This window comes from Pseudomonas siliginis, from assembly GCF_019145195.1.
In the GTDB taxonomy this organism is placed as follows: domain Bacteria; phylum Pseudomonadota; class Gammaproteobacteria; order Pseudomonadales; family Pseudomonadaceae; genus Aquipseudomonas; species Aquipseudomonas siliginis.
In genome coordinates this window covers 99,748-116,852 of sequence record NZ_JAHSTW010000009.1, presented here as the reverse complement: position 1 = coordinate 116,852, position 17,105 = coordinate 99,748, and the positions used below count along the sequence as shown (strand labels likewise).

General features: G+C 61.8%; 16 protein-coding genes. 6 read left to right on the top strand and 10 right to left on the bottom strand.

The window, feature by feature from the left end:
• Positions 1-55 precede the first annotated feature (55 nt).
• On the top strand, positions 56-1,447 hold the full coding sequence (locus KVG87_RS18535; RefSeq protein WP_217851952.1) for an FAD-dependent oxidoreductase: 1,392 nt from the start codon (positions 56-58) through the stop codon (positions 1,445-1,447).
• An 8-nt stretch (positions 1,448-1,455) separates the two neighbouring features.
• Here the strand turns inward: KVG87_RS18535 and KVG87_RS18530 are convergent, their stop codons facing one another.
• Positions 1,456-2,844 (bottom strand): type VI secretion system Vgr family protein, encoded by a 1,389-nt coding sequence (locus KVG87_RS18530; RefSeq protein WP_217851950.1) that lies wholly within the window; start codon positions 2,842-2,844, stop codon positions 1,456-1,458.
• A gap of 221 nt (positions 2,845-3,065) precedes the next feature.
• Between KVG87_RS18530 and KVG87_RS18525 the strand changes: the two genes are divergently transcribed.
• The gene (locus KVG87_RS18525) at positions 3,066-3,770 is read left to right on the top strand and encodes a YebC/PmpR family DNA-binding transcriptional regulator (RefSeq protein ID WP_073471330.1); all 705 of its coding nucleotides are present in this window, start codon (positions 3,066-3,068) and stop codon (positions 3,768-3,770) included.
• Between the two features lie 102 nt (positions 3,771-3,872).
• Here the strand turns inward: KVG87_RS18525 and KVG87_RS18520 are convergent, their stop codons facing one another.
• The 4 genes from KVG87_RS18520 to KVG87_RS18505 all read right to left on the bottom strand — a co-directional run bounded on the left by KVG87_RS18520 (position 3,873) and on the right by KVG87_RS18505 (position 7,892).
• Positions 3,873-5,186, bottom strand: a complete 1,314-nt coding sequence (locus tag KVG87_RS18520; protein WP_217851948.1) for a leucine-rich repeat-containing protein kinase family protein — start codon at positions 5,184-5,186, stop codon at positions 3,873-3,875.
• 219 nt (positions 5,187-5,405) lie between these two features.
• Complete coding sequence (gene zapE / locus KVG87_RS18515) at positions 5,406-6,536, bottom strand: cell division protein ZapE (protein ID WP_217851946.1); 1,131 nt, start codon at positions 6,534-6,536, stop codon at positions 5,406-5,408.
• Positions 6,537-6,633: 97 nt separating this feature from the next.
• Entirely contained in the window at positions 6,634-7,389 is a 756-nt protein-coding gene (locus tag KVG87_RS18510) for an anti-sigma factor family protein (RefSeq protein WP_122703728.1), read from the bottom strand.
• Positions 7,386-7,892, bottom strand: coding sequence for a sigma-70 family RNA polymerase sigma factor (locus KVG87_RS18505; protein ID WP_041477125.1), 507 nt, complete (start codon positions 7,890-7,892; stop codon positions 7,386-7,388). The genes KVG87_RS18510 and KVG87_RS18505 overlap by 4 nt, the downstream gene beginning before the upstream one ends.
• Before the next feature lie 156 nt (positions 7,893-8,048).
• Between KVG87_RS18505 and KVG87_RS18500 the strand changes: the two genes are divergently transcribed.
• Both KVG87_RS18500 and KVG87_RS18495 read left to right on the top strand, forming a co-directional pair.
• Positions 8,049-9,155, top strand: coding sequence for a catalase family peroxidase (locus KVG87_RS18500; protein ID WP_076563551.1), 1,107 nt, complete (start codon positions 8,049-8,051; stop codon positions 9,153-9,155).
• Positions 9,152-9,697 carry a cytochrome b gene (locus KVG87_RS18495; protein WP_217851944.1) on the top strand — a complete coding sequence of 182 codons (546 nt, stop codon included), beginning with the start codon at positions 9,152-9,154 and terminating at the stop codon, positions 9,695-9,697. The genes KVG87_RS18500 and KVG87_RS18495 overlap by 4 nt, the downstream gene beginning before the upstream one ends.
• A 59-nt stretch (positions 9,698-9,756) precedes the next feature.
• On the opposite strand, the gene KVG87_RS18490 is transcribed toward KVG87_RS18495, so the two are convergent.
• Entirely contained in the window at positions 9,757-10,908 is a 1,152-nt protein-coding gene (locus KVG87_RS18490; protein ID WP_217851942.1) for a M14 family metallopeptidase, read from the bottom strand.
• Positions 10,909-11,003: 95 nt separating this feature from the next.
• Between KVG87_RS18490 and KVG87_RS18485 the strand changes: the two genes are divergently transcribed.
• Positions 11,004-11,222: a hypothetical protein gene (locus tag KVG87_RS18485; RefSeq protein WP_217851940.1), complete on the top strand. Its 219-nt coding sequence runs from the start codon at positions 11,004-11,006 to the stop codon at positions 11,220-11,222.
• A 104-nt stretch (positions 11,223-11,326) separates the two neighbouring features.
• On the opposite strand, the gene KVG87_RS18480 is transcribed toward KVG87_RS18485, so the two are convergent.
• Positions 11,327-11,725 carry a DUF6124 family protein gene (locus KVG87_RS18480; RefSeq protein WP_217852168.1) on the bottom strand — a complete coding sequence of 133 codons (399 nt, stop codon included), beginning with the start codon at positions 11,723-11,725 and terminating at the stop codon, positions 11,327-11,329.
• Between the two features lie 130 nt (positions 11,726-11,855).
• On the opposite strand from KVG87_RS18480, the gene KVG87_RS18475 reads away from it, so the two are divergent.
• Entirely contained in the window at positions 11,856-12,515 is a 660-nt protein-coding gene (locus KVG87_RS18475) for a LexA family protein (RefSeq protein WP_038861876.1), read from the top strand.
• A 43-nt stretch (positions 12,516-12,558) separates the two neighbouring features.
• Here KVG87_RS18475 and KVG87_RS18470 read toward each other — a convergent pair whose 3' ends face one another.
• From KVG87_RS18470 to KVG87_RS18460, 3 genes are all read right to left on the bottom strand, one after another.
• Positions 12,559-14,508: an acetyl/propionyl/methylcrotonyl-CoA carboxylase subunit alpha gene (locus tag KVG87_RS18470; RefSeq protein ID WP_217851938.1), complete on the bottom strand. Its 1,950-nt coding sequence runs from the start codon at positions 14,506-14,508 to the stop codon at positions 12,559-12,561.
• Entirely contained in the window at positions 14,508-15,320 is an 813-nt protein-coding gene (locus KVG87_RS18465) for a gamma-carboxygeranoyl-CoA hydratase (RefSeq protein ID WP_217851936.1), read from the bottom strand. Before KVG87_RS18465 ends, KVG87_RS18470 begins: the two co-directional genes overlap by 1 nt.
• Before the next feature lie 120 nt (positions 15,321-15,440).
• The gene (locus KVG87_RS18460; RefSeq protein ID WP_217851934.1) at positions 15,441-17,045 is read right to left on the bottom strand and encodes a carboxyl transferase domain-containing protein; all 1,605 of its coding nucleotides are present in this window, start codon (positions 17,043-17,045) and stop codon (positions 15,441-15,443) included.
• Positions 17,046-17,105 lie beyond the last annotated feature (60 nt).

Below are 17,105 nucleotides of genomic sequence, written 5' to 3'. Positions count from 1 at the left end.
CCTGCTGCGCGGTGCGCGGCAGGCTGCGTCGTGGCTTTCTGACTGGAGATTTCCCATGCGACCGTTCTGGCTCGAGCAAGCCTTGCAGGCCGACCCATCCGAGCAGTGTCCACCGCTGCAAGGCGAGGTGCGCACGGATGTGTGCATCGTTGGCGGCGGCTACACCGGATTGTGGACGGCAATCATGCTCAAGCAGCAAAACCCGGAGTTGGATGTGCTGCTGATCGAAGCAGACATCTGTGGTGCCGGCGCCAGTGGCCGTAATGGTGGTTGCGCACTGTCATGGTCGGCCAAGTATTTCACCCTAGAGCGCTTGTTCGGCGTCGAAGAAGCGGTGCGTCTGGTCAGGGAATCGGAGCGCAGCATCCATGCGATCGGCGAGTTCTGCGAGCAGTACGGCGTCGATGCCGACTACCGCCTCGACGGCACGCTGTACACCGCGACCAATCGCGCCCAGGTCGGCGCAACTGATGTGGTGATCGCGGCGCTGGAGCGTAACGGCATCAACTCGTTCAGCCAGCGCCCGCTCGCCGATGTGCAGCGCATGGCTGGTTCAGCAAAACATCTGGAGGGCTGGTTTTCCCCGGCGGCTGCCAGCGTGCAACCGGGCAAACTGGTGCGCGGTCTGCGCGGGGTGGCGCTGCAATTGGGCGTGAAAATCCATGAGGGTACGGCGATGACCGGACTGGAAGAGGGCCGCCCGGCACGTATCCACACGCCCGGCGGCAAGGTCATCGCCGACCGCGTGGTGCTGGCGATGAATGCGTGGATGGCCCGCGCGTTTCCCCAGTTCGAGCGCAGTGTGGCGATCGTTTCCAGTGACATGCTGATCACCGAACCGCGCCCGGACCTGCTGCAGCAAATCGGTTTGACCAGCGGCGTCAGCGTCCTCGATTCGCGGATCTTCGTGCACTACTACCACAACACCCCGGACGGCCGGATCATGCTCGGCAAGGGCGGCAACACCTTCGCCTATGGCGGGCGGATGCTGCCGGTGTTCGATCAGCCGTCGCCTTATGCCGGATTGCTCAAGCGCAGTCTCGCGGATTTTTTTCCGGCGTTCGCCGAGGTCAAAATCGACGCGACGTGGAACGGCCCGTCGGATCGTTCGGTGACCGGTTTGCCGTTCTTCGGCCAGATGAGCTCGGCGGGCAACGTGTTTTACGGCTTCGGTTATTCCGGCAGCGGCGTCGGCCCGTGTCACATGGGCGGGCAGATTCTCGCCGCGCTGGTGCAGGGCCTGGATAACCCGTGGACCCGTTCGCCGCTGGTCAACGGGCCGCTGGGTTATTTCCCGCCGGAACCGATTCGCTACCTCGGCTCGCTGATGGTGCGCAACGCCATCCGCCGCAAGGAGCGCGCCGAAGATCACGGGCGCCGGCCTCGGCATCTGGACGTGCGCCTGGCCAAGTTCGCGGCGGCGGCGGGCAAGGCGGACAAAGGCTGAGGCGCCGATCAATGCTCGGCGCGGTGGCTCAGCCAGTCGAGCAACAGGCTGTCGCGCGCGGGTTCTGATTCGCGCTCCGGTGGCTGGCGTGCGTGGCTGAGGCACAGGATCGGTCGGTCCGGATCACTGTCGAGGAAACTCACCCACACTTCACTGCCGGCACGCGGTAATTGATCGACCGCGACTGGGCCGCTGAGCCGGCTCATGGCGATCGGCAGCCACAGGGCGTCGCTGGCGGATTTATCCTCAGCCGGCCACAGGCTTACAGCGACGCAGCCGTTTTCGTCCACTTGCGCAGGTTGCCCAGGCGCACCCGCCACTTTCGCCAAGTGATAACCGGCAATATTCGGGCGAGCTTGTTTGAGTGGCGGACGGAAATCGGTCGACCAGGGCTGCGCAGTGAAGTCGTTGTGATAACGCTGAACGCTTGGCGCCGGATCAAGGATCGAAGGGTGCTGCCCGTGGTGGCGCACCGCGCTGATCAGCCATTGTTCGTTGAAATGATGAATCGGGTGGTCGGCCACAAGCAGCAGTCGTCCACTGAGCAAATCGCTGCAATCACTGCGCCCGTGAATGGAGCGCAACTGGCAGCGTTGGCGTTGCAGATGACGTCGGCTGCGTTGTTCGGCGTGCAGACGTTCCGGCGATCGCGCGGGCATCGGCAACTCGGTCGAGACCTCGTTGGCGGCTTCGGCATTGCCGGTTGGCTGACCGCGATTGCGCACCGCATGCAGCATCGGTACAGGCGCCGCGCGATGCTGTTGATAGAGCGCGCTGACGCAGGGCGATGGTGGTTGCTCATCAGCATTGAAAGGGATTTCGACCGGTTCCTGCGGCAGGCTCATGCTGTCGTCGGCGAACACCACGACATGTCCGTCCGGCCCATGTTCGAAGTGATAGTGGATGCCTTCTTCTTCGCATAGCCGCTGCAGCAGTGCCAGATCGCTTTCTTCGTACTGAATGCAAAACGCCCGCGGCGGGTAGTGACCGACGCTCATTTCAATGCGGTAGCTGTGCGCTGGCAGGGCATGTTCTTCGAGCAGTTGTTGAATGATCTGCGGCGCACTCAGGTGAGTAAACACGCGGCGCTTGTGCGTTTGCGCCAGTTGCTGCAGATGCGGCACCAGAATCAGTCGATAGCCGACCCGATGGGTCCCGCGATGTTCGCAGCTGGCGCTGGAAATGACGCCGTGGAACCCGTGCTGCTCACTGAGCCGCAAAAAGGCTGGCCTGTGCAGGAAGGATCCCGGGACGATGGCCGGGGCCAGTCCGAGCAGTTCGATGTCGAAACGGTAAGGCTGGTTCAGCGCTTCCTCGCCGCGAAAACGCACCACCGGCAGGCGCAATCCGCTGTCGGTCAGCGTAAGGGTGAAGGGACTTTCCTTGTCATTGAGCATTCGAGCAGGCCCTGTCAGGCGATACGGGGTTTCAAGGGTACGAAACCGTCGGGCTGAATGGTCATGTCAAAGGCGCTTTTCAGAATCCCCCTACATGCTTTGGTGAAGATGTCGATTCCGTCGGCTGTTTTTTTGGTCGATTGCCGACTTTAGGCCGTATAAACTTGCCGCCACGCGTCGGCCAATAGATGTCTCGGCGCCACAGATCAAGAGAGTGAGTAATGGGCGCACAGTGGAAGGTTAAACACAAAGAAGCGGCAGCCAACGCCAAAGGCAAGATCTTCGGCAAACTGGTGAAGGAAATCACCATTGCTGCACGCAACGGTGCCGATACCGCCACCAACGCACACCTGCGTCTGGTGGTCGAGCAGGCGAAGAAAGCCTCGATGCCAAAAGAAACCCTCGATCGCGCGATCAAGAAAGGCGCCGGTCTGCTGGGTGAAACCGTGCAATACCATCGCGTGACCTACGAAGGCTTCGCGCCGCATCAGGTGCCGCTGATCGTCGAATGCGTCACCGACAACATCAACCGCACCGTCGCGGAAATTCGTGTGGCGTTCCGCAAGGGCCAGTTGGGCGCTTCGGGTTCGGTGGCGTGGATGTTCAACCACGTCGGCATGATCGAAGCCTCGCCGGACAGCCCGGATGCCGATCCGGAAATGGCTGCGATCGAAGCCGGTGCCCAGGATTTCGAGCCGGGCGAAGAGGGCGCGACGCTGTTCCTCACCGACCCGACCGACCTCGACGCCGTGCAGAAAGCCCTGCCGGAACAAGGCTTCACCGTGCTCTCGGCCAAGCTCGGCTACCAGCCGAAGAACCCGGTCAGCGGCTTGAGCGACGAGCAGATGGCTGAAGTCGAAGCGTTCCTCGAAGGCCTCGACAACCATGATGACGTGCAGGACATGTTCGTCGGTCTGGCTGGCTGATCTGTCGCGCCAGGAATGACCTCTTCGCGAGCAGGCTCGCTCCCACATTTGCAATGCATTCCATTGTGGGAGCGAGCCTGCTCGCGAATGACTGCGCAGCGGTCAAAGATTCTCCAGCACCTCGATTACTTCGCTAAACCCCGGCCGCCCCAGCACATCCGCCTGACAGCAACGTCGTTCCAGCGCCTCCAGTTGCGCGCGCCGCTCCGTACTCAATCCTGAGTCGACACGCTCCAGCAATTCCCCCAACAACACACCGAACGCACGGACTTCCAGGCGCTGCAATGCGCGCGTCTGCACATCATCGCGGGTGGCATGAAACGACGCCGCGCCGAAATCCCCCAGCAGACAATCGCCCTGATCGTTCAACAGAATGTTGTGGCCATACAGATCGCCGTGGGTAATGCCTTGGTGGTGCAGGTGCTCGGCCGCTGAGGCGATGCCTTTGGCGACGCGCAGGGCAACCTCGGCGGAGAACCGGCAATCTTCGGCATAGACGTCCCGCGAGCACGAGGCCAGGCTCGGCAAGCCGGCGAGATTGCCGAAGCTCGGATCTATCAACTGCATTACCAATCCCTGCTGTTGATCGGGATGGCCGCTGATGCGCCCTTCGACGCGGATCAGGTTCGGGTGCAGGCCTGCGGTGATGCAGGCGTTCATCTCATGCAACGGCGAACCGTCGCTGGTCATCTCGCCTTTGTACAGCTTCACCGCAACCGCGTGCGCCGTGCCGTCGTCACGCTGCCAGACCGCCCGGGAAATCACCCCGGAAGCGCCTTCGCCCAGTTGCTGTTCAAGGCGCAGCGCCGACCAGTCGATCAGCGGCGTGGCCTCAAGGGCAGCGGCATCGGCTTCGGTCTCCAGCGGATTGCCGGCGTAGGCCAGCCAGGTCAGGCTCGGCAAGGTCAGCAACCACTGCGGCAGTTCGCTGAGTTGATTGGCAGCGATGCGGAGCAATTCCAGCCGATGGCAGTGACGCAGGGAGTCTGGCAGCGATTGCAGACGATTGCCGGCGAGCATGAGCTTCTGCAGAGCGCGGCGTTCACCGAGTTCGCTGGGCAGGCTTTCGATGCGGTTATCGGTGAGGATCAGCCAGCGCAGCGACGGCGGCAGGGCGGCACCGGGCACATTGACGATAAGGTTGGCCTTGAAGCCGACCATGGTCAGCGCGGTGCACTGGCCGAGGCAGGCTGGCAGTTCGCTGAACTGGTTGTCGGAGCAGAACAGCACGCGCAGGCGGGTCAGGCGATGCAGGTCAGCGGGCAGGCTGGATAACGCGTTGCCGCTGAGGTTGAGCACTTCCAGCGTGTCGGCCAGTTGGAAAATTTCGTTGGGGAACTCGGTCAGCCCGCAAGACAGGTCGAGGCGGGTAATGCCGGACAGCTCGCCGGCGCGCAGTTGAGCAAGGGTGTGCATGTCTGGTTTCGCTATTGATCGGTGGAGCGACGCGGGGGCGCTGGAATGGGCGACATGATAGCGGTAAAGCGGATGCTGAACGGATTTTGAGTTGTCCCGGGATCTTGTGGGAGCGAACCTGCTCGCGAAAGCGGTGTATCAGTTAAATGAACTCTGACTGACATACCGCTTTCGCGAGCAGGCTCGCTCCCACAGGGCTCGTTCTCACAGGGTGGGGAGTCAGTTGGGTTCGTGGATTGCCTGCAATTGCCCCAACCGGCTGCGCGTGCGCGCCAGGTCAATGGCGTGACCTTCCAGGCTCTGGCCCAGCGGTAACTGGCCGAGCAAGGTCAGGTGTTTGTCCTGATCGTAGAGCACGTCGATCAGATTGATGAAGCGCTGCTGCACGGCGATCGGACACTCGCCGAGCTGCGGCAGGTCATCGATGATCCACTGGTCGAAACGCTGGCACAGCTGCAGATAATCCATCACTGCCGTCGGCTGTTCACACAGGTCGTTGAAGGTGAACGCGACTCGCCGGCCTTGGCAAAAACGGGCCTGAAGCTGGCGCTTGCCAACCTCGAGGGCAAGGGCAGGCGCATCGGCTGGTGGCAGGTTCAGGGCCTGACGCTGGGCTGTTGAAGCCGGCCAAACGTAATGTCCTTGGGTAAACACTTGATGCGTGTGTTGGCGGTTGAGTGCGCGGTAGTCGTGGGCGCCGCCGACTTCCATCACTTGCATGCGCGTGTTGATCAGCTCGATCACCGGTTTGAAGCGCGCGTGATACAGCGGATTGGGCAGCAGGCCCTCGGGTGCATAGTTGGAGGTCACCAGCAGCATGATCTGCCGTTTGAACAGGGCCTTGAACAGCCGCGTGATCAGCATCGCATCGCCGATGTCATGCACGTGAAATTCGTCGAAACATAACACCCGGCAATCTTCCAGCAACTCATCCAAGGTGATTTCCAGCGCGTCTTCCTCCTGGCGGTGACGGAACATGCCGTCGTGCAACCGAGCGAAGAACTGATGGAAATGCAGGCGGCGTTTGCGCGTGATCGGCAGCGCCTGGAAGAAACCGTCGAGCAACCAGCTCTTACCGCGCCCGACGGCGCCGTACAGGTACAGACTCGGCGGGGTGTGGCCGCTGTCGCCGAGCAGCACGCTGGCTTGCTGCGCCATGCAGTCGATGACTTGCTGCTGACTGCGGCTGAGGGTGTAGCCCTGGTTTTTGGCCTCGTCGCGGAAATAATCGCGGATGGTCGCGGCGTGAGCATCGTGCCCGGCGCTGGCGGGCAGGCCTTTGCCGAACAGGCGGCGCAGCAACGGCCAGCGTTGGCTCAGTCGTGATCGTTTCGGCGTTCGGGCGGGCACGCGGGACAGGCTCCTGGTTTCTCAGACCGGCTCCACAGCGAGCGCGGTGGCCCCAGTGTAACCAGAGCTCGGGCGTCGGCTCCATGAAATATCACCATCAGAACGGTGGCGATTGCTTGAGCAACTCTGCTGCCGGCGAGTCGGTCGGGCTGACCACCGCATAGTTATAGCCCGGCCCTGACCAGTAATCGGCCTGCAGATCGCCATCGCTGCGCGAGCCACGCGGCAGCAGGGTGTTTTTCGGCCCCGGTGGACGCAGGTAGAAACTGACCTTGTGACCGCTGCCATCCTCATACATCACCATCGCCGCCGCGCCTTCATCGGTGCTGAGCAAACGCCCGCTGACCGGCTCGAATCCGGCAGCTTTCAAGTCCGGCAAGCGCCCGGCACCGCTGAAGTAGCGGTCGAGCCAACGCTGCATGTCGCCGTCGCTGTCGACCTTGTAATCGGCGGGCAGTACGCCTTGCTGGGCGATCAGGCGATAGGCTTGCAACGCGTCAGTCATCGGCAATTGCGCAGGGCGCACCAGGGTCATTTCCCGTGCCTGCCAGCCACTGAAACCACCAATGCTCACGGCAATCAGCAACACCGCCGCGCTGGCCAGGTGGCGACGAGACTGCTGGCGGCGGCGCTGGCGAATCATCATCGGGTCGAGCGCCGGATTGGCCGGTTGCTGCAACGCGCCACTCAGCGCTGCGCGCAACTGCTGGGCGTCGCGTTGCCAGGCGCGCACCTGCGCCGCTTCTTCAGGGTGGCTGGCCAGCCAGGTCTCGAGCACGCGCCGATCGGCGTCGCTGAGCTGGTGGTCGACGTAGGCGTGCAAATCACGTTCGCTGGGAGGCAGGCTGATCATTTGAGTATCCGCAAGGAAGGGCTGCTGATTTCGCCGTCGCTGAGTTGGCGCAAGGCCTGGCGGGCGCGGGACAGGCGCGACATCACGGTGCCGATCGGGGCGCCGAGGATTTCGGCGACCTCTTTATAGGACAAGCCTTCCACCGAGACCATCAGCAACAAAGCGCGCTGTTCGGTCGGCAGGCGTTCGAAGGCTTGCAGGGTCGACTGAGCAATCACCGTGCGTTCCACCGACGGCTCGGCATCGTCGCGACCGGTGAAAAATTCCAGCATCCGCGCATAGCGCCGCGAACGACGGTGCGCATCGAGAAATTGCCGATAGAGGATCGCAAACAGCCAAGCGCGCAAGTCGCCGTCAGCGCGTTTTTCGCCCCAGGCCGACAGCGCCCGCTCGAGGCTGGCCTGGACCAGATCGTCAGCGCTGCTGCTGTTGCGCGTCAAGGACACGGCAAAGCGGCGCAATCTGGGAATGATTTCTCTCAACTGTTCGTCGAATTCGCTCATGAATTTCTGCTGGTCGCTACGCTGTGGACTAGGAAGACGCCCGTCAGCGCAGGTTATTCCCCGTGCGCAAAAATAAATACCGCGCCGTGGAATAAACCCGGACGGGGTGCGTCTTGCTGACTCTTTCCACTTGTGGCCGATGGCCTGGAGATATTCATGGTTGATCGCTCGTCCCCCAACGCTGCACCGCCCGGCAGGCCGCCGCGAGAGCCACTGAGCGCCGCGAGCCTGGTTTTACGTCTGGGCGGCATTGCCGTGATTGTCGCCGCCGTGGCCGGGGCTTTTGCCTACGTGCATGGCAACCTTGATCCACAACGATTGACGCCAAAAGCGCTGGTGGATGTGCTGGAGAAGAACAACGGCGTGCATCCCGGCTTTCGTCGCAATCACGCCAAGGGCGTGTGCGTGATAGGCCATTTCGAAAGCAGCGGCGAGGCGCGCGCGTTCTCCACGGCACAGGTGTTCAACCTGCCGCAGACGCCGGTGGTGGGGCGTTTTGCCTTGCCGGCGGGCAATCCCTATGCGCCGGACAGCGCCGTACCGATCCGCAGTCTGGCGCTGCGCTTCACCCAGGCGAACGGTCAGCAATGGCGCACCGGCATGAACAGCATGCCGGTGTTTCCGGTGGGCACGCCTGAAGCGTTCTACCAATTGCAGCAGGCGCAGTCGCCGGATCCAGCCACTGGCAAGCCCGACCCGACGAAGGTGCCGGCGTTCTTTGCTGCACACCCGGAAGCCGTGCCGTTCCTGACGTGGGTGAAGACCGCCAAGCCTTCGGCCAGCTACGCGACCGAAACCTATAACAGCATCAATGCGTTCTATCTTGTCGATGGCAACGGTAAAAAGCAGGCCGTACGCTGGAGCATGACCCCGTTGGCGCAGGACGCGGCGGGTGCCACGGCTCCTGAAGGCGCGGACTTTCTCGAGAAGGATCTGGTGCACCGCCTGGCCGCCGCACCTTTGCGCTTCCAGTTGAACATCACCCTGGCCAACGCCGACGACCCGGTCAACGATGCCAGCAAGACCTGGCCCGCAGATCGCAAGGTGCTGAACGCCGGGACTTTGGTGCTGGAGAAAACCCAGCCGCAGTTGAGTGGCGAATGCCGTGACATCAACTACGACCCGCTGGTGCTCCCGGCCGGGATTCAAGGCTCGGAAGATCCACTGCTGGCCGCGCGTTCTGCCGGCTATGCCGATTCATACCTGCGTCGCACCAGCGAAGTCAGCCAGTTGCCCGCCGCCAAACAGGAGGCTCGTCCATGAGCAAGCAACCGACGCATTTCGTTTTGCTGGCGCGCCTGCTGCACTGGCTGATGGCGCTGATGATCATCGCCATGCTGTTTATCGGCGCGGGCATGGTCACTTCGGTGTCGTCTCGCCATGAATGGCTGATTCATCTGCACAAGCCACTGGGCATCGCGATCCTGGCGCTGGTGATCGTGCGCCTGCTGGTGCGCTTCACCACCCGCCAACCGCCGCTGCCGGATGATCTGCCGGGCTGGCAGGTGCTGGCAGCCAAGGCTTCCCACGTCTTGTTGTATGCGTTGATGCTGGTGTTGCCGTTGCTCGGCTGGGCGATGATCAGTGCGTCGGGCGAGCCAGTGATGCTGACGTCGTCGCTGCATCTGCCGTCGATTGTGCCGGCCGATGCGCAACTGTTTGCATTGCTGCGCAAATCCCATGGCTATCTGGCGTATCTGCTGTTTCTGACGGTGCTGCTGCACTTGGCGGCGGCGCTGTTTCATGGCTGGGTGCGGCGTGACGAAGTGCTCGACAGCATGTTGCGCGGGCGCGATCGCGGCTGACCGCTTAAAGCAAAAGATCGCAGACAGGCTGCGATCTTTTGTTGTTGCAGGGGAGGGGATCAGCGCAGGGTGTCGACCATGTCGGCGAAGGTGGTCAGCACATCCTTGCCCAATTGCTTGGAACGTTTGCCCGACCAGCCGGTGATCTTGTCCGGGTGGTCGTCGTGGTCCTTGAACGGCATCTCCAGGGTCAGCGACAGGCAGTCGAATTTCTGCCCGACGCTGTTGCACGCCAGCGTCATGTTGGCCTGTCCCGGTTCGTCGCGGGTGTAGCCATAGGTGGTCTGGAAGTCTTTGGTGGTGTGCTTCAAGTGGCTGCGGAAATGCTCTTCAAGCTTTTCGATGCGCGGTGTGAAGCCGGGGTTGCCTTCACAGCCGGCGGTGAAAACGTGAGGTATGGTTTCGTCGCCGTGTACGTCGATAAACGCATCGACGCCATGCTTTTGCATCTGCTGCTGAACGAACAGCACTTCCGGGCTGATGTCCTGACTGGCGCTCTGCCACGCCCGGTTCAAGTCCTGGCCCATGGCGTTGGTGCGCAGGTGGCCGTGGAAGGCGCCGTCCGGATTCATGTTCGGCACCAGATACAGATCGGCGCTGGCCAACAGTTTGTTCAGTACCGGATCATCCTGGCGCTCCAGACGCTCGATCACACCTTCCATGAACCATTCAGCCATGTGCTCGCCCGGATGCTGCTGGGCGATGATCCAGATCTTGCGCTGGCCTTCGGCACCGGTGCCTTTGCGCAGCAGCTGAATGTCGCGGCCCTCGACACTTTTGCCGGTCGCCAGCAATTCGGTGCCAGCCTTGCTCAGCGCTTGCTCGATCAACCAGTCATGGCGGCCGCGGCTGTAGGGTTCGAAGTAGGCGAACCAGGCGTGGGTCTGTTCGGCTTCGAGGCAGAAGCGCAGGCTGTCGCCTTCGAAGCTGGTGGGGATGCGGAACCAGTTGACGTGATCATACGATGCCACCGCTTGATAGCCCGGCCAGCCTTTGCTGTAGGTCGATTGGCTGGCGTTGACCAGACGAAACCAGTGTTCCTGATGCACATGCAGGCCGCTGGCCTTGAAGTGGAACCACTGAAAATGAGCGCTGCGCGTATCCGGGCGGATGGCCAGGACGGGACTGAGCGGGTTGCTGATGTCGATGACTTGGATATTGCCGCTGTCGAAATTGGCGCTGATGTCGAACGAAGATTTGGCCACGGTCATGGTCGGTTCCTGATCAGGATTTTTATGACCGGTACTTTACACGCAGGCAGGGCTGAAACCGAGGGGAATCGCGGGTGTAGCGGGGGGCGTCTTCCGTGACGCGCCAGCAGCTTAGAGGCTATGCGATTGATTCTCAAGTGCTGATTGTCATTAGTTTCGCCCAATGTGGCCGGGCTCGGCTTGCCAATCAATATTCTTTTGATATTATCCGCGCCATCGAATTTGCAGCACCCAAAGACTTCATTAGCCTGAAGACACAAGCCCGAAAAACGGGCAAAAAAAGACCCGGCAAAAAGCCGGGTCAAAAACCGTGATTAGCCTGATGAGGAGATAGTCCAGAAGACCGACCTAAGGTCTCTGGTCCATCGACTGATCTCGCGACCAGCTGCTTGCAATAATAATCATTATCATTTGCAAGTCAAATGTTTTTATCTGCGCGATGGGAAAATTCTTTCCTGTCCGCCCGTACCTTGTCCGCCGTGACTTCGTCGTTGTCGATCGAATGGTCGACCATAGCCCGCGCCATATCCACCATGTGCACCACCGAAAAGGCCAGATCGCGACTGGTGCCTTGCAGGTTTTCTGCGGCCTTGAACGCGGTGGCGGCCGCACATCGCAACAGATCCGAGGCATGCACCAGCGCTTCCTCGCCGCTGAGATGGTTTTTGACATCGAAAAAACGTTCGTCCGTCTCGGATTTCGAAACAGTCGGTTTCAAGTAGTAGTCCAGCGCGCGCTGTGCGGCGGCATTGCCTTGAGGGGAGGTGAAGCTGGTGTCGATTTGCAGATCGGGCAGGTCTTTGCTGCTGATATTCATCATGAAACGTCACTCCATGTTCGATTGAAAGTCCGTTGCCCTAGGATAGTACCGCCTGTATTTGTGACTAGGATTTAAATACTACAATATGTGTTTTGCCGGTCGAAGACGTCCGCGTAAGGTGCGGCACATGGATAAATGGATTGAGTTGGTCAAGGCCAAGATGAGTGAACTCAAAGTCACTCAAACAGAGCTCGGAGAGCGCGTCGGCATGTCCCAGGGCGGGATCGGTCATTGGCTGAACAAGCGTCGCGAACCCGGTGTTACCGAAATGAACCGTGTGCTCAAGGCGCTGGGAATGGACTTCCTCGAAGTCGTCCTGGTGATCCGCGAACCGCAGCCGACGCCGGAAGACGAGATGCCGCTGGCGCAGAAGTACAACCCGTACTTCCGTTATCCGGTCTGCGATTGGCGTGCACCGTGCGAAGTGCGTGACACTGCGGCGAGCTATCCCGGAGCATCAGCGAAGCAGCGCTTCGAACTGACGGATTACCACGCTCGTGGCGGTGCCGCGTTCTGGCTGACGGTGACGGGGGATTCGATGACCGCGCCGAGCGGCCAGAGCATTGCCGAGGGCATGCTGATTCTGGTCGATCCGGAGTTGGAGGCAGTGCCTGGCAAACTGGTGATTGCCCAGTGGCCGGACAGCGAAGAAGCGATTTTCCGCAAACTCGACGAGCAGGCCGGCCAGCGCTACCTGGTGCCGCTCAATCCAACCTGGCCGAAAACCCTGCTCACCGATGAATGCCGGATCATCGGCGTAGTGGTTCAGGCAACGGCGCGTTACTGAACCGATCGATCCTCGCGCAAGGCCAGGATCGATCCTTTTTATTTCATCCCTCTTCCAGTTCAACCAAAGCGCTGCCTTCACTGACCATATCGCCTTCCTGGCAATACAGCGCTTTGATCACACCGGCCTGCGGCGCACGGATGCTGTGTTCCATCTTCATGGCTTCAAGCACCACCAGTTGCGCCCCGGCCTCAACCGACTGTCCCGTTTCGACCAGCACGCGTACGATGCTGCCGTTCATTGGCGCGGTCAGACCGCCCTGATGGCTGTGGCTGGCCTCGACGGCACTGATCGGATCGAACGCTTCGATGCGCCGCAACTCGCCGTCCCATTCCAGATACAACGCGCCAGCCTGACGAATCGCCCGTAGAGTGCGGCGCACGCCGTCATGCTCGACGATTAGTGCTTCGCCCAGCAGTTTTGCATGGGCCGCAGTTCTCAAGGTCAACGCGCGATCCTGTCCCTCGCAACTCAAATGCAAGGTGATTTGCGCCGGCAAACCTGCGCGCAAACCACTGCCGCAAGACCAGGGCGAGGCGGGATCATCCGCCCGCGCACGCTGCGGCAGACTCTGCGCAAACGCCTGCGCCGCCGCCTGCCAGAACTCATCGCTCAACGTGCCTGGTGCGGGCAGCAATTGCTCCTGATAGCGCGGAATAAACCCGGTATCCAGCTCTGCCGCCGCAAACGCCGGATGCGCGATGATCCGGCGCAGGAAATTGATGTTGGTCTTCAGCCCGCCAATCGCAAACTCGTCGAGCATGCTCAACAGACGCAAGCGCGCCTGTTCGCGATCTTCACCCCTGGCAATCAGCTTGCCGAGCATCGGGTCGTAGAAGGGCGAAATCTCATCACCTTCCTCGACCCCGCTGTCCACCCGCCGCCCCGCGCCCTGTGCCGATTCGCGATACAAGTCCAGACGCCCGGTGGCCGGCAGGAAGTCATTCGCCGGATCTTCGGCATACAAGCGCACTTCAATCGCGTGACCATTGAGCGGCACCTGCGCCTGAGTGATCGGCAGCGCTTCCCCACGGGCGACGCGAATCTGCCAGGCGACCAGATCGAGCCCGGTGATTGCTTCGGTCACCGGGTGCTCGACTTGCAGCCGCGTGTTCATCTCCATGAAGAAAAACTCGCCGCGCGCATCCAGCAAAAACTCCACGGTACCGGCGCCGACATAACCGATCGCCTGCGCTGAACGCACGGCCGCTTCGCCCATTGCCCGGCGTAGCTCGGGCGTCAGGCCCGGCGCCGGGGCTTCTTCGACGACTTTCTGGTGACGACGCTGGATCGAACAATCGCGCTCGTTGAGATACAGGCAGTTGCCGTGCTGATCGGCGAACACCTGAATCTCCACATGACGTGGCTTGAGCAAATACTTTTCCACCAGCATCCGCGAGTCGCCAAACGACGATTGCGCTTCGCGCTGCGCCGAGGCGAGGGCTTCAGCCAGTTGGCTGACATCCTCGACGACTTTCATGCCTTTACCACCGCCGCCGGCCGTAGCCTTGAGCAGCACCGGATAACCGATGCGTTCGCAGGCTTCGCGGAAGGTGTCGAGGTCCTGCGCCTCGCCGTGATAGCCCGGCACCAAAGGCACACCGGCCTTTTCCATCAATGCTTTGGCGGCGGATTTGCTGCCCATCGCATCGATGGCCGAGGCGGGCGGGCCGAGGAAGATCAGCCCGGCGGCTTCGATGGCGCGGGCGAATCCAGCATTCTCCGAGAGAAAACCGTAGCCGGGATGAATCGCCTGGGCACCGCTGGCCTTGGCGGCGGCGATCAATTTATCGATTTGCAGATAACTCTCGGCAGCCTTGCTGCCGCCCAGATCGACGCGTATATCGGCTTCCCGGCTGTGCCGCGCATCGCGGTCGGTGGCGCTGTGCACGGCGACGGTGGTCAGGCCCAAGGCCTTGGCGGTGCGCATCACGCGGCAGGCGATTTCGCCGCGGTTGGCCACCAATAGGGTGGTAATCACAGGTGCGCTCATCAACGCGACTCCTTGGTGGATGCGGCTTGCCAGCTCGGCGGGCGCTTTTGCAGGAAGGCGCGCAAGCCTTCCTGGCCTTCAGGGCTGACGCGAATCCGTGCGATGGCATTTTCGGTGTAGCGGCGCAGGGCCGGGGTCAGCGCGCCGTTGCCGACTTCGCGCAGCAAGTCCTTGCTGGCGCGCATGGCCGCGGGGCTGTTGAGCAGCAGGTTGTCGATCCACTGTTCGACCTGTTGCTCCAGTTCAGCCGCAGGATAGCTTTCGGCGAGCAAGCCGATCTCCCGCGCCCGCTGCCCGCTGAAGCGCTCGGCCGTCAGCGCATAACGCCGCGCCGCCCGCTCACCGATCGCCTGCACCACGAACGGACTGATCACGGCCGGTGCCAAGCCGATGCGCACTTCCGACAGGCAGAACTGCGCGTCATCGGCGCCGATCGCCATGTCACAGCAACTGATCAAGCCCAGCGCGCCACCGAACGCCGCGCCTTGCACCACGGCCAGCGTGGGGATTTTCAGCTTGGCGAGGTTGTACATCAGCTCGGCCAGCTCGCGGGCGTCATCGAGGTTGGTGTGGTAATCGAGTTCTGCCGATTGCTGCATCCACGCCAGGTCGGCGCCCGCACTGAAATGCTTGCCGCGCCCGCGCAGCAGCAGGAAGCGCAGGCTCGAATCGCTGGCGACCTTGTCGAGAGCGAGGATCAGTTCGCGGATCATCTCGGCGTTGAACGCGTTGTTTTTCTCCGCGCGATTGAGCCATAGCGTCGCGAAACTGCGTGGATCGGTTTGCAGTTCGAGGGTATTGAAGTCGCTCATATTCATCTGTCTCCACGGTTCTTGTGGGAGCGAGCCTGCTCGCGAAAGCGGGGTATCAGTCGATCTATCCGCTGCCTGACAGAGCGCATTCGCGAGCAGGCTCGCTCCCACAAAAAAACATCACATCCGGAACACGCCGAAGCGGCTCGGTTCGATTGGCGCGTTCAGCGACGCGGACAAGGCCAGGGCCAACACGTCGCGGGTCTGCGCCGGGTCGATGACGCCGTCGTCCCACAGCCGAGCGCTGGAGTAGTAGGGATGACCCTGTTCTTCGTACTGATCGAGAATCGGCTGCTTGATCTCGGTCTCCTGCTCGGCGCTGAACGCCTGACCGCTGCGTTCCGCCTGTTCGCGTTTGACCTGCACCAGCACACCGGCGGCCTGTTCGGCGCCCATCACGCCAATCCGCGCGTTCGGCCACATCCACAAAAAACGCGGATCGTAAGCGCGCCCGCACATGCCGTAGTTGCCGGCACCGAAGCTGCCGCCGATGATCACGGTGAATTTCGGCACCTTGGCGCAGGCCACCGCAGTCACCAGTTTCGCGCCGTGCTTGGCGATGCCGCCGGCTTCGTATTTCTGGCCGACCATGAAACCGGTGATGTTCTGCAGAAACAGCAGCGGGATGCCGCGCTGGCAGGCCAGTTCGATGAAGTGCGCGCCTTTCTGCGCGGCTTCGGCGAAAAGGATGCCGTTATTCGCCAGAATCGCGATCGGATAGCCGTGCAAGTGAGCGAAACCGCAGACCAGCGTGGTGCCGAACAGCGCTTTGAATTCATCGAACACCGAGCCGTCGACCAGCCGCGCAATCACTTCGCGCACATCGAATGGCTGCTTGGCGTCGGCCGGAACCACGCCGTACAGCTCGTCGCTGGCGTACAGCGGCGCGATCGGCGTGCGTTGCTGCACCTCGCCGAGCTTGCGCCAGTTGAGGTTGGCGACGCTGCGGCGGGCGAGGGCGAGGGCGTGTTCGTCATTCTCGGCGTAATGGTCGGCCACGCCGGAGGTCTTGCAGTGCACATCGGCGCCGCCGAGGTCTTCGGCGCTGACCACTTCACCGGTCGCGGCTTTTACCAGCGGCGGGCCGGCGAGGAAAATCGTCGCCTGGTTGCGCACCATGATCGCTTCGTCTGCCATCGCCGGCACATACGCGCCGCCGGCGGTGCACGAGCCCATGACCACGGCGATCTGCGGGATGCCCATGGCGCTCATGTTGGCCTGATTGAAGAATATCCGCCCGAAATGCTCGCGATCCGGAAACACTTCGTCCTGACGCGGCAGGTTGGCGCCACCGGAATCCACCAGATAAATGCACGGCAGGCGATTCTGCTGGGCGATGGTCTGCGCGCGCAGGTGTTTTTTCACGGTGAGCGGATAATACGAGCCACCTTTCACCGTCGCGTCGTTGGCGACGATCATGCACTCCACGCCTTCGACGCGGCCGATCCCGGCGATCACCCCGGCAGCCGGGACGTCTTCGCCATACACGGCGTGAGCCGCCAGTTGGCTGATTTCGAGAAACGGCGATCCCGGATCGAGCAAGCGATTGATGCGCTCGCGCGGCAGCAATTTACCCCGCGAGGTGTGGCGTTCCTGCGCTTTGACACCGCCACCCTGCGCCACTTGGGAGAGCAAGGTGTGCAGCGCGTCGACCTGTTTGAGCATCGCCGCGCTGTTGGCGGCGAACTCCGCTGAACGCGGGTTGAGCTGAGTGTGCAGAATCATGGGGCTTACTCCGTAAGCAGCTTCTAGCTACAAGCGGCAAGCTGCAAGTCGGGGCAAGAG

What these genes read in the sequence shown, in the direction of transcription:
- KVG87_RS18535 (WP_217851952.1), top strand. Translation starts at nt 56, where the DNA reads ATGCGACCGTTCTGGCTCGAGCAAGCCTTGCAGGCCGACCCATCCGAG.
- KVG87_RS18530 (WP_217851950.1), bottom strand. Translation starts at nt 2,844, where the DNA reads ATGCTCAATGACAAGGAAAGTCCCTTCACCCTTACGCTGACCGACAGC.
- KVG87_RS18525 (WP_073471330.1), top strand. Translation starts at nt 3,066, where the DNA reads ATGGGCGCACAGTGGAAGGTTAAACACAAAGAAGCGGCAGCCAACGCC.
- KVG87_RS18520 (WP_217851948.1), bottom strand. Translation starts at nt 5,186, where the DNA reads ATGCACACCCTTGCTCAACTGCGCGCCGGCGAGCTGTCCGGCATTACC.
- KVG87_RS18510 (WP_122703728.1), bottom strand. Translation starts at nt 7,389, where the DNA reads ATGATCAGCCTGCCTCCCAGCGAACGTGATTTGCACGCCTACGTCGAC.
- KVG87_RS18505 (WP_041477125.1), bottom strand. Translation starts at nt 7,892, where the DNA reads ATGAGCGAATTCGACGAACAGTTGAGAGAAATCATTCCCAGATTGCGC.
- KVG87_RS18500 (WP_076563551.1), top strand. Translation starts at nt 8,049, where the DNA reads ATGGTTGATCGCTCGTCCCCCAACGCTGCACCGCCCGGCAGGCCGCCG.
- KVG87_RS18495 (WP_217851944.1), top strand. Translation starts at nt 9,152, where the DNA reads ATGAGCAAGCAACCGACGCATTTCGTTTTGCTGGCGCGCCTGCTGCAC.
- KVG87_RS18490 (WP_217851942.1), bottom strand. Translation starts at nt 10,908, where the DNA reads ATGACCGTGGCCAAATCTTCGTTCGACATCAGCGCCAATTTCGACAGC.
- KVG87_RS18480 (WP_217852168.1), bottom strand. Translation starts at nt 11,725, where the DNA reads ATGAATATCAGCAGCAAAGACCTGCCCGATCTGCAAATCGACACCAGC.
- KVG87_RS18475 (WP_038861876.1), top strand. Translation starts at nt 11,856, where the DNA reads ATGGATAAATGGATTGAGTTGGTCAAGGCCAAGATGAGTGAACTCAAA.
- KVG87_RS18470 (WP_217851938.1), bottom strand. Translation starts at nt 14,508, where the DNA reads ATGAGCGCACCTGTGATTACCACCCTATTGGTGGCCAACCGCGGCGAA.
- KVG87_RS18465 (WP_217851936.1), bottom strand. Translation starts at nt 15,320, where the DNA reads ATGAGCGACTTCAATACCCTCGAACTGCAAACCGATCCACGCAGTTTC.
- KVG87_RS18460 (WP_217851934.1), bottom strand. Translation starts at nt 17,045, where the DNA reads ATGATTCTGCACACTCAGCTCAACCCGCGTTCAGCGGAGTTCGCCGCC.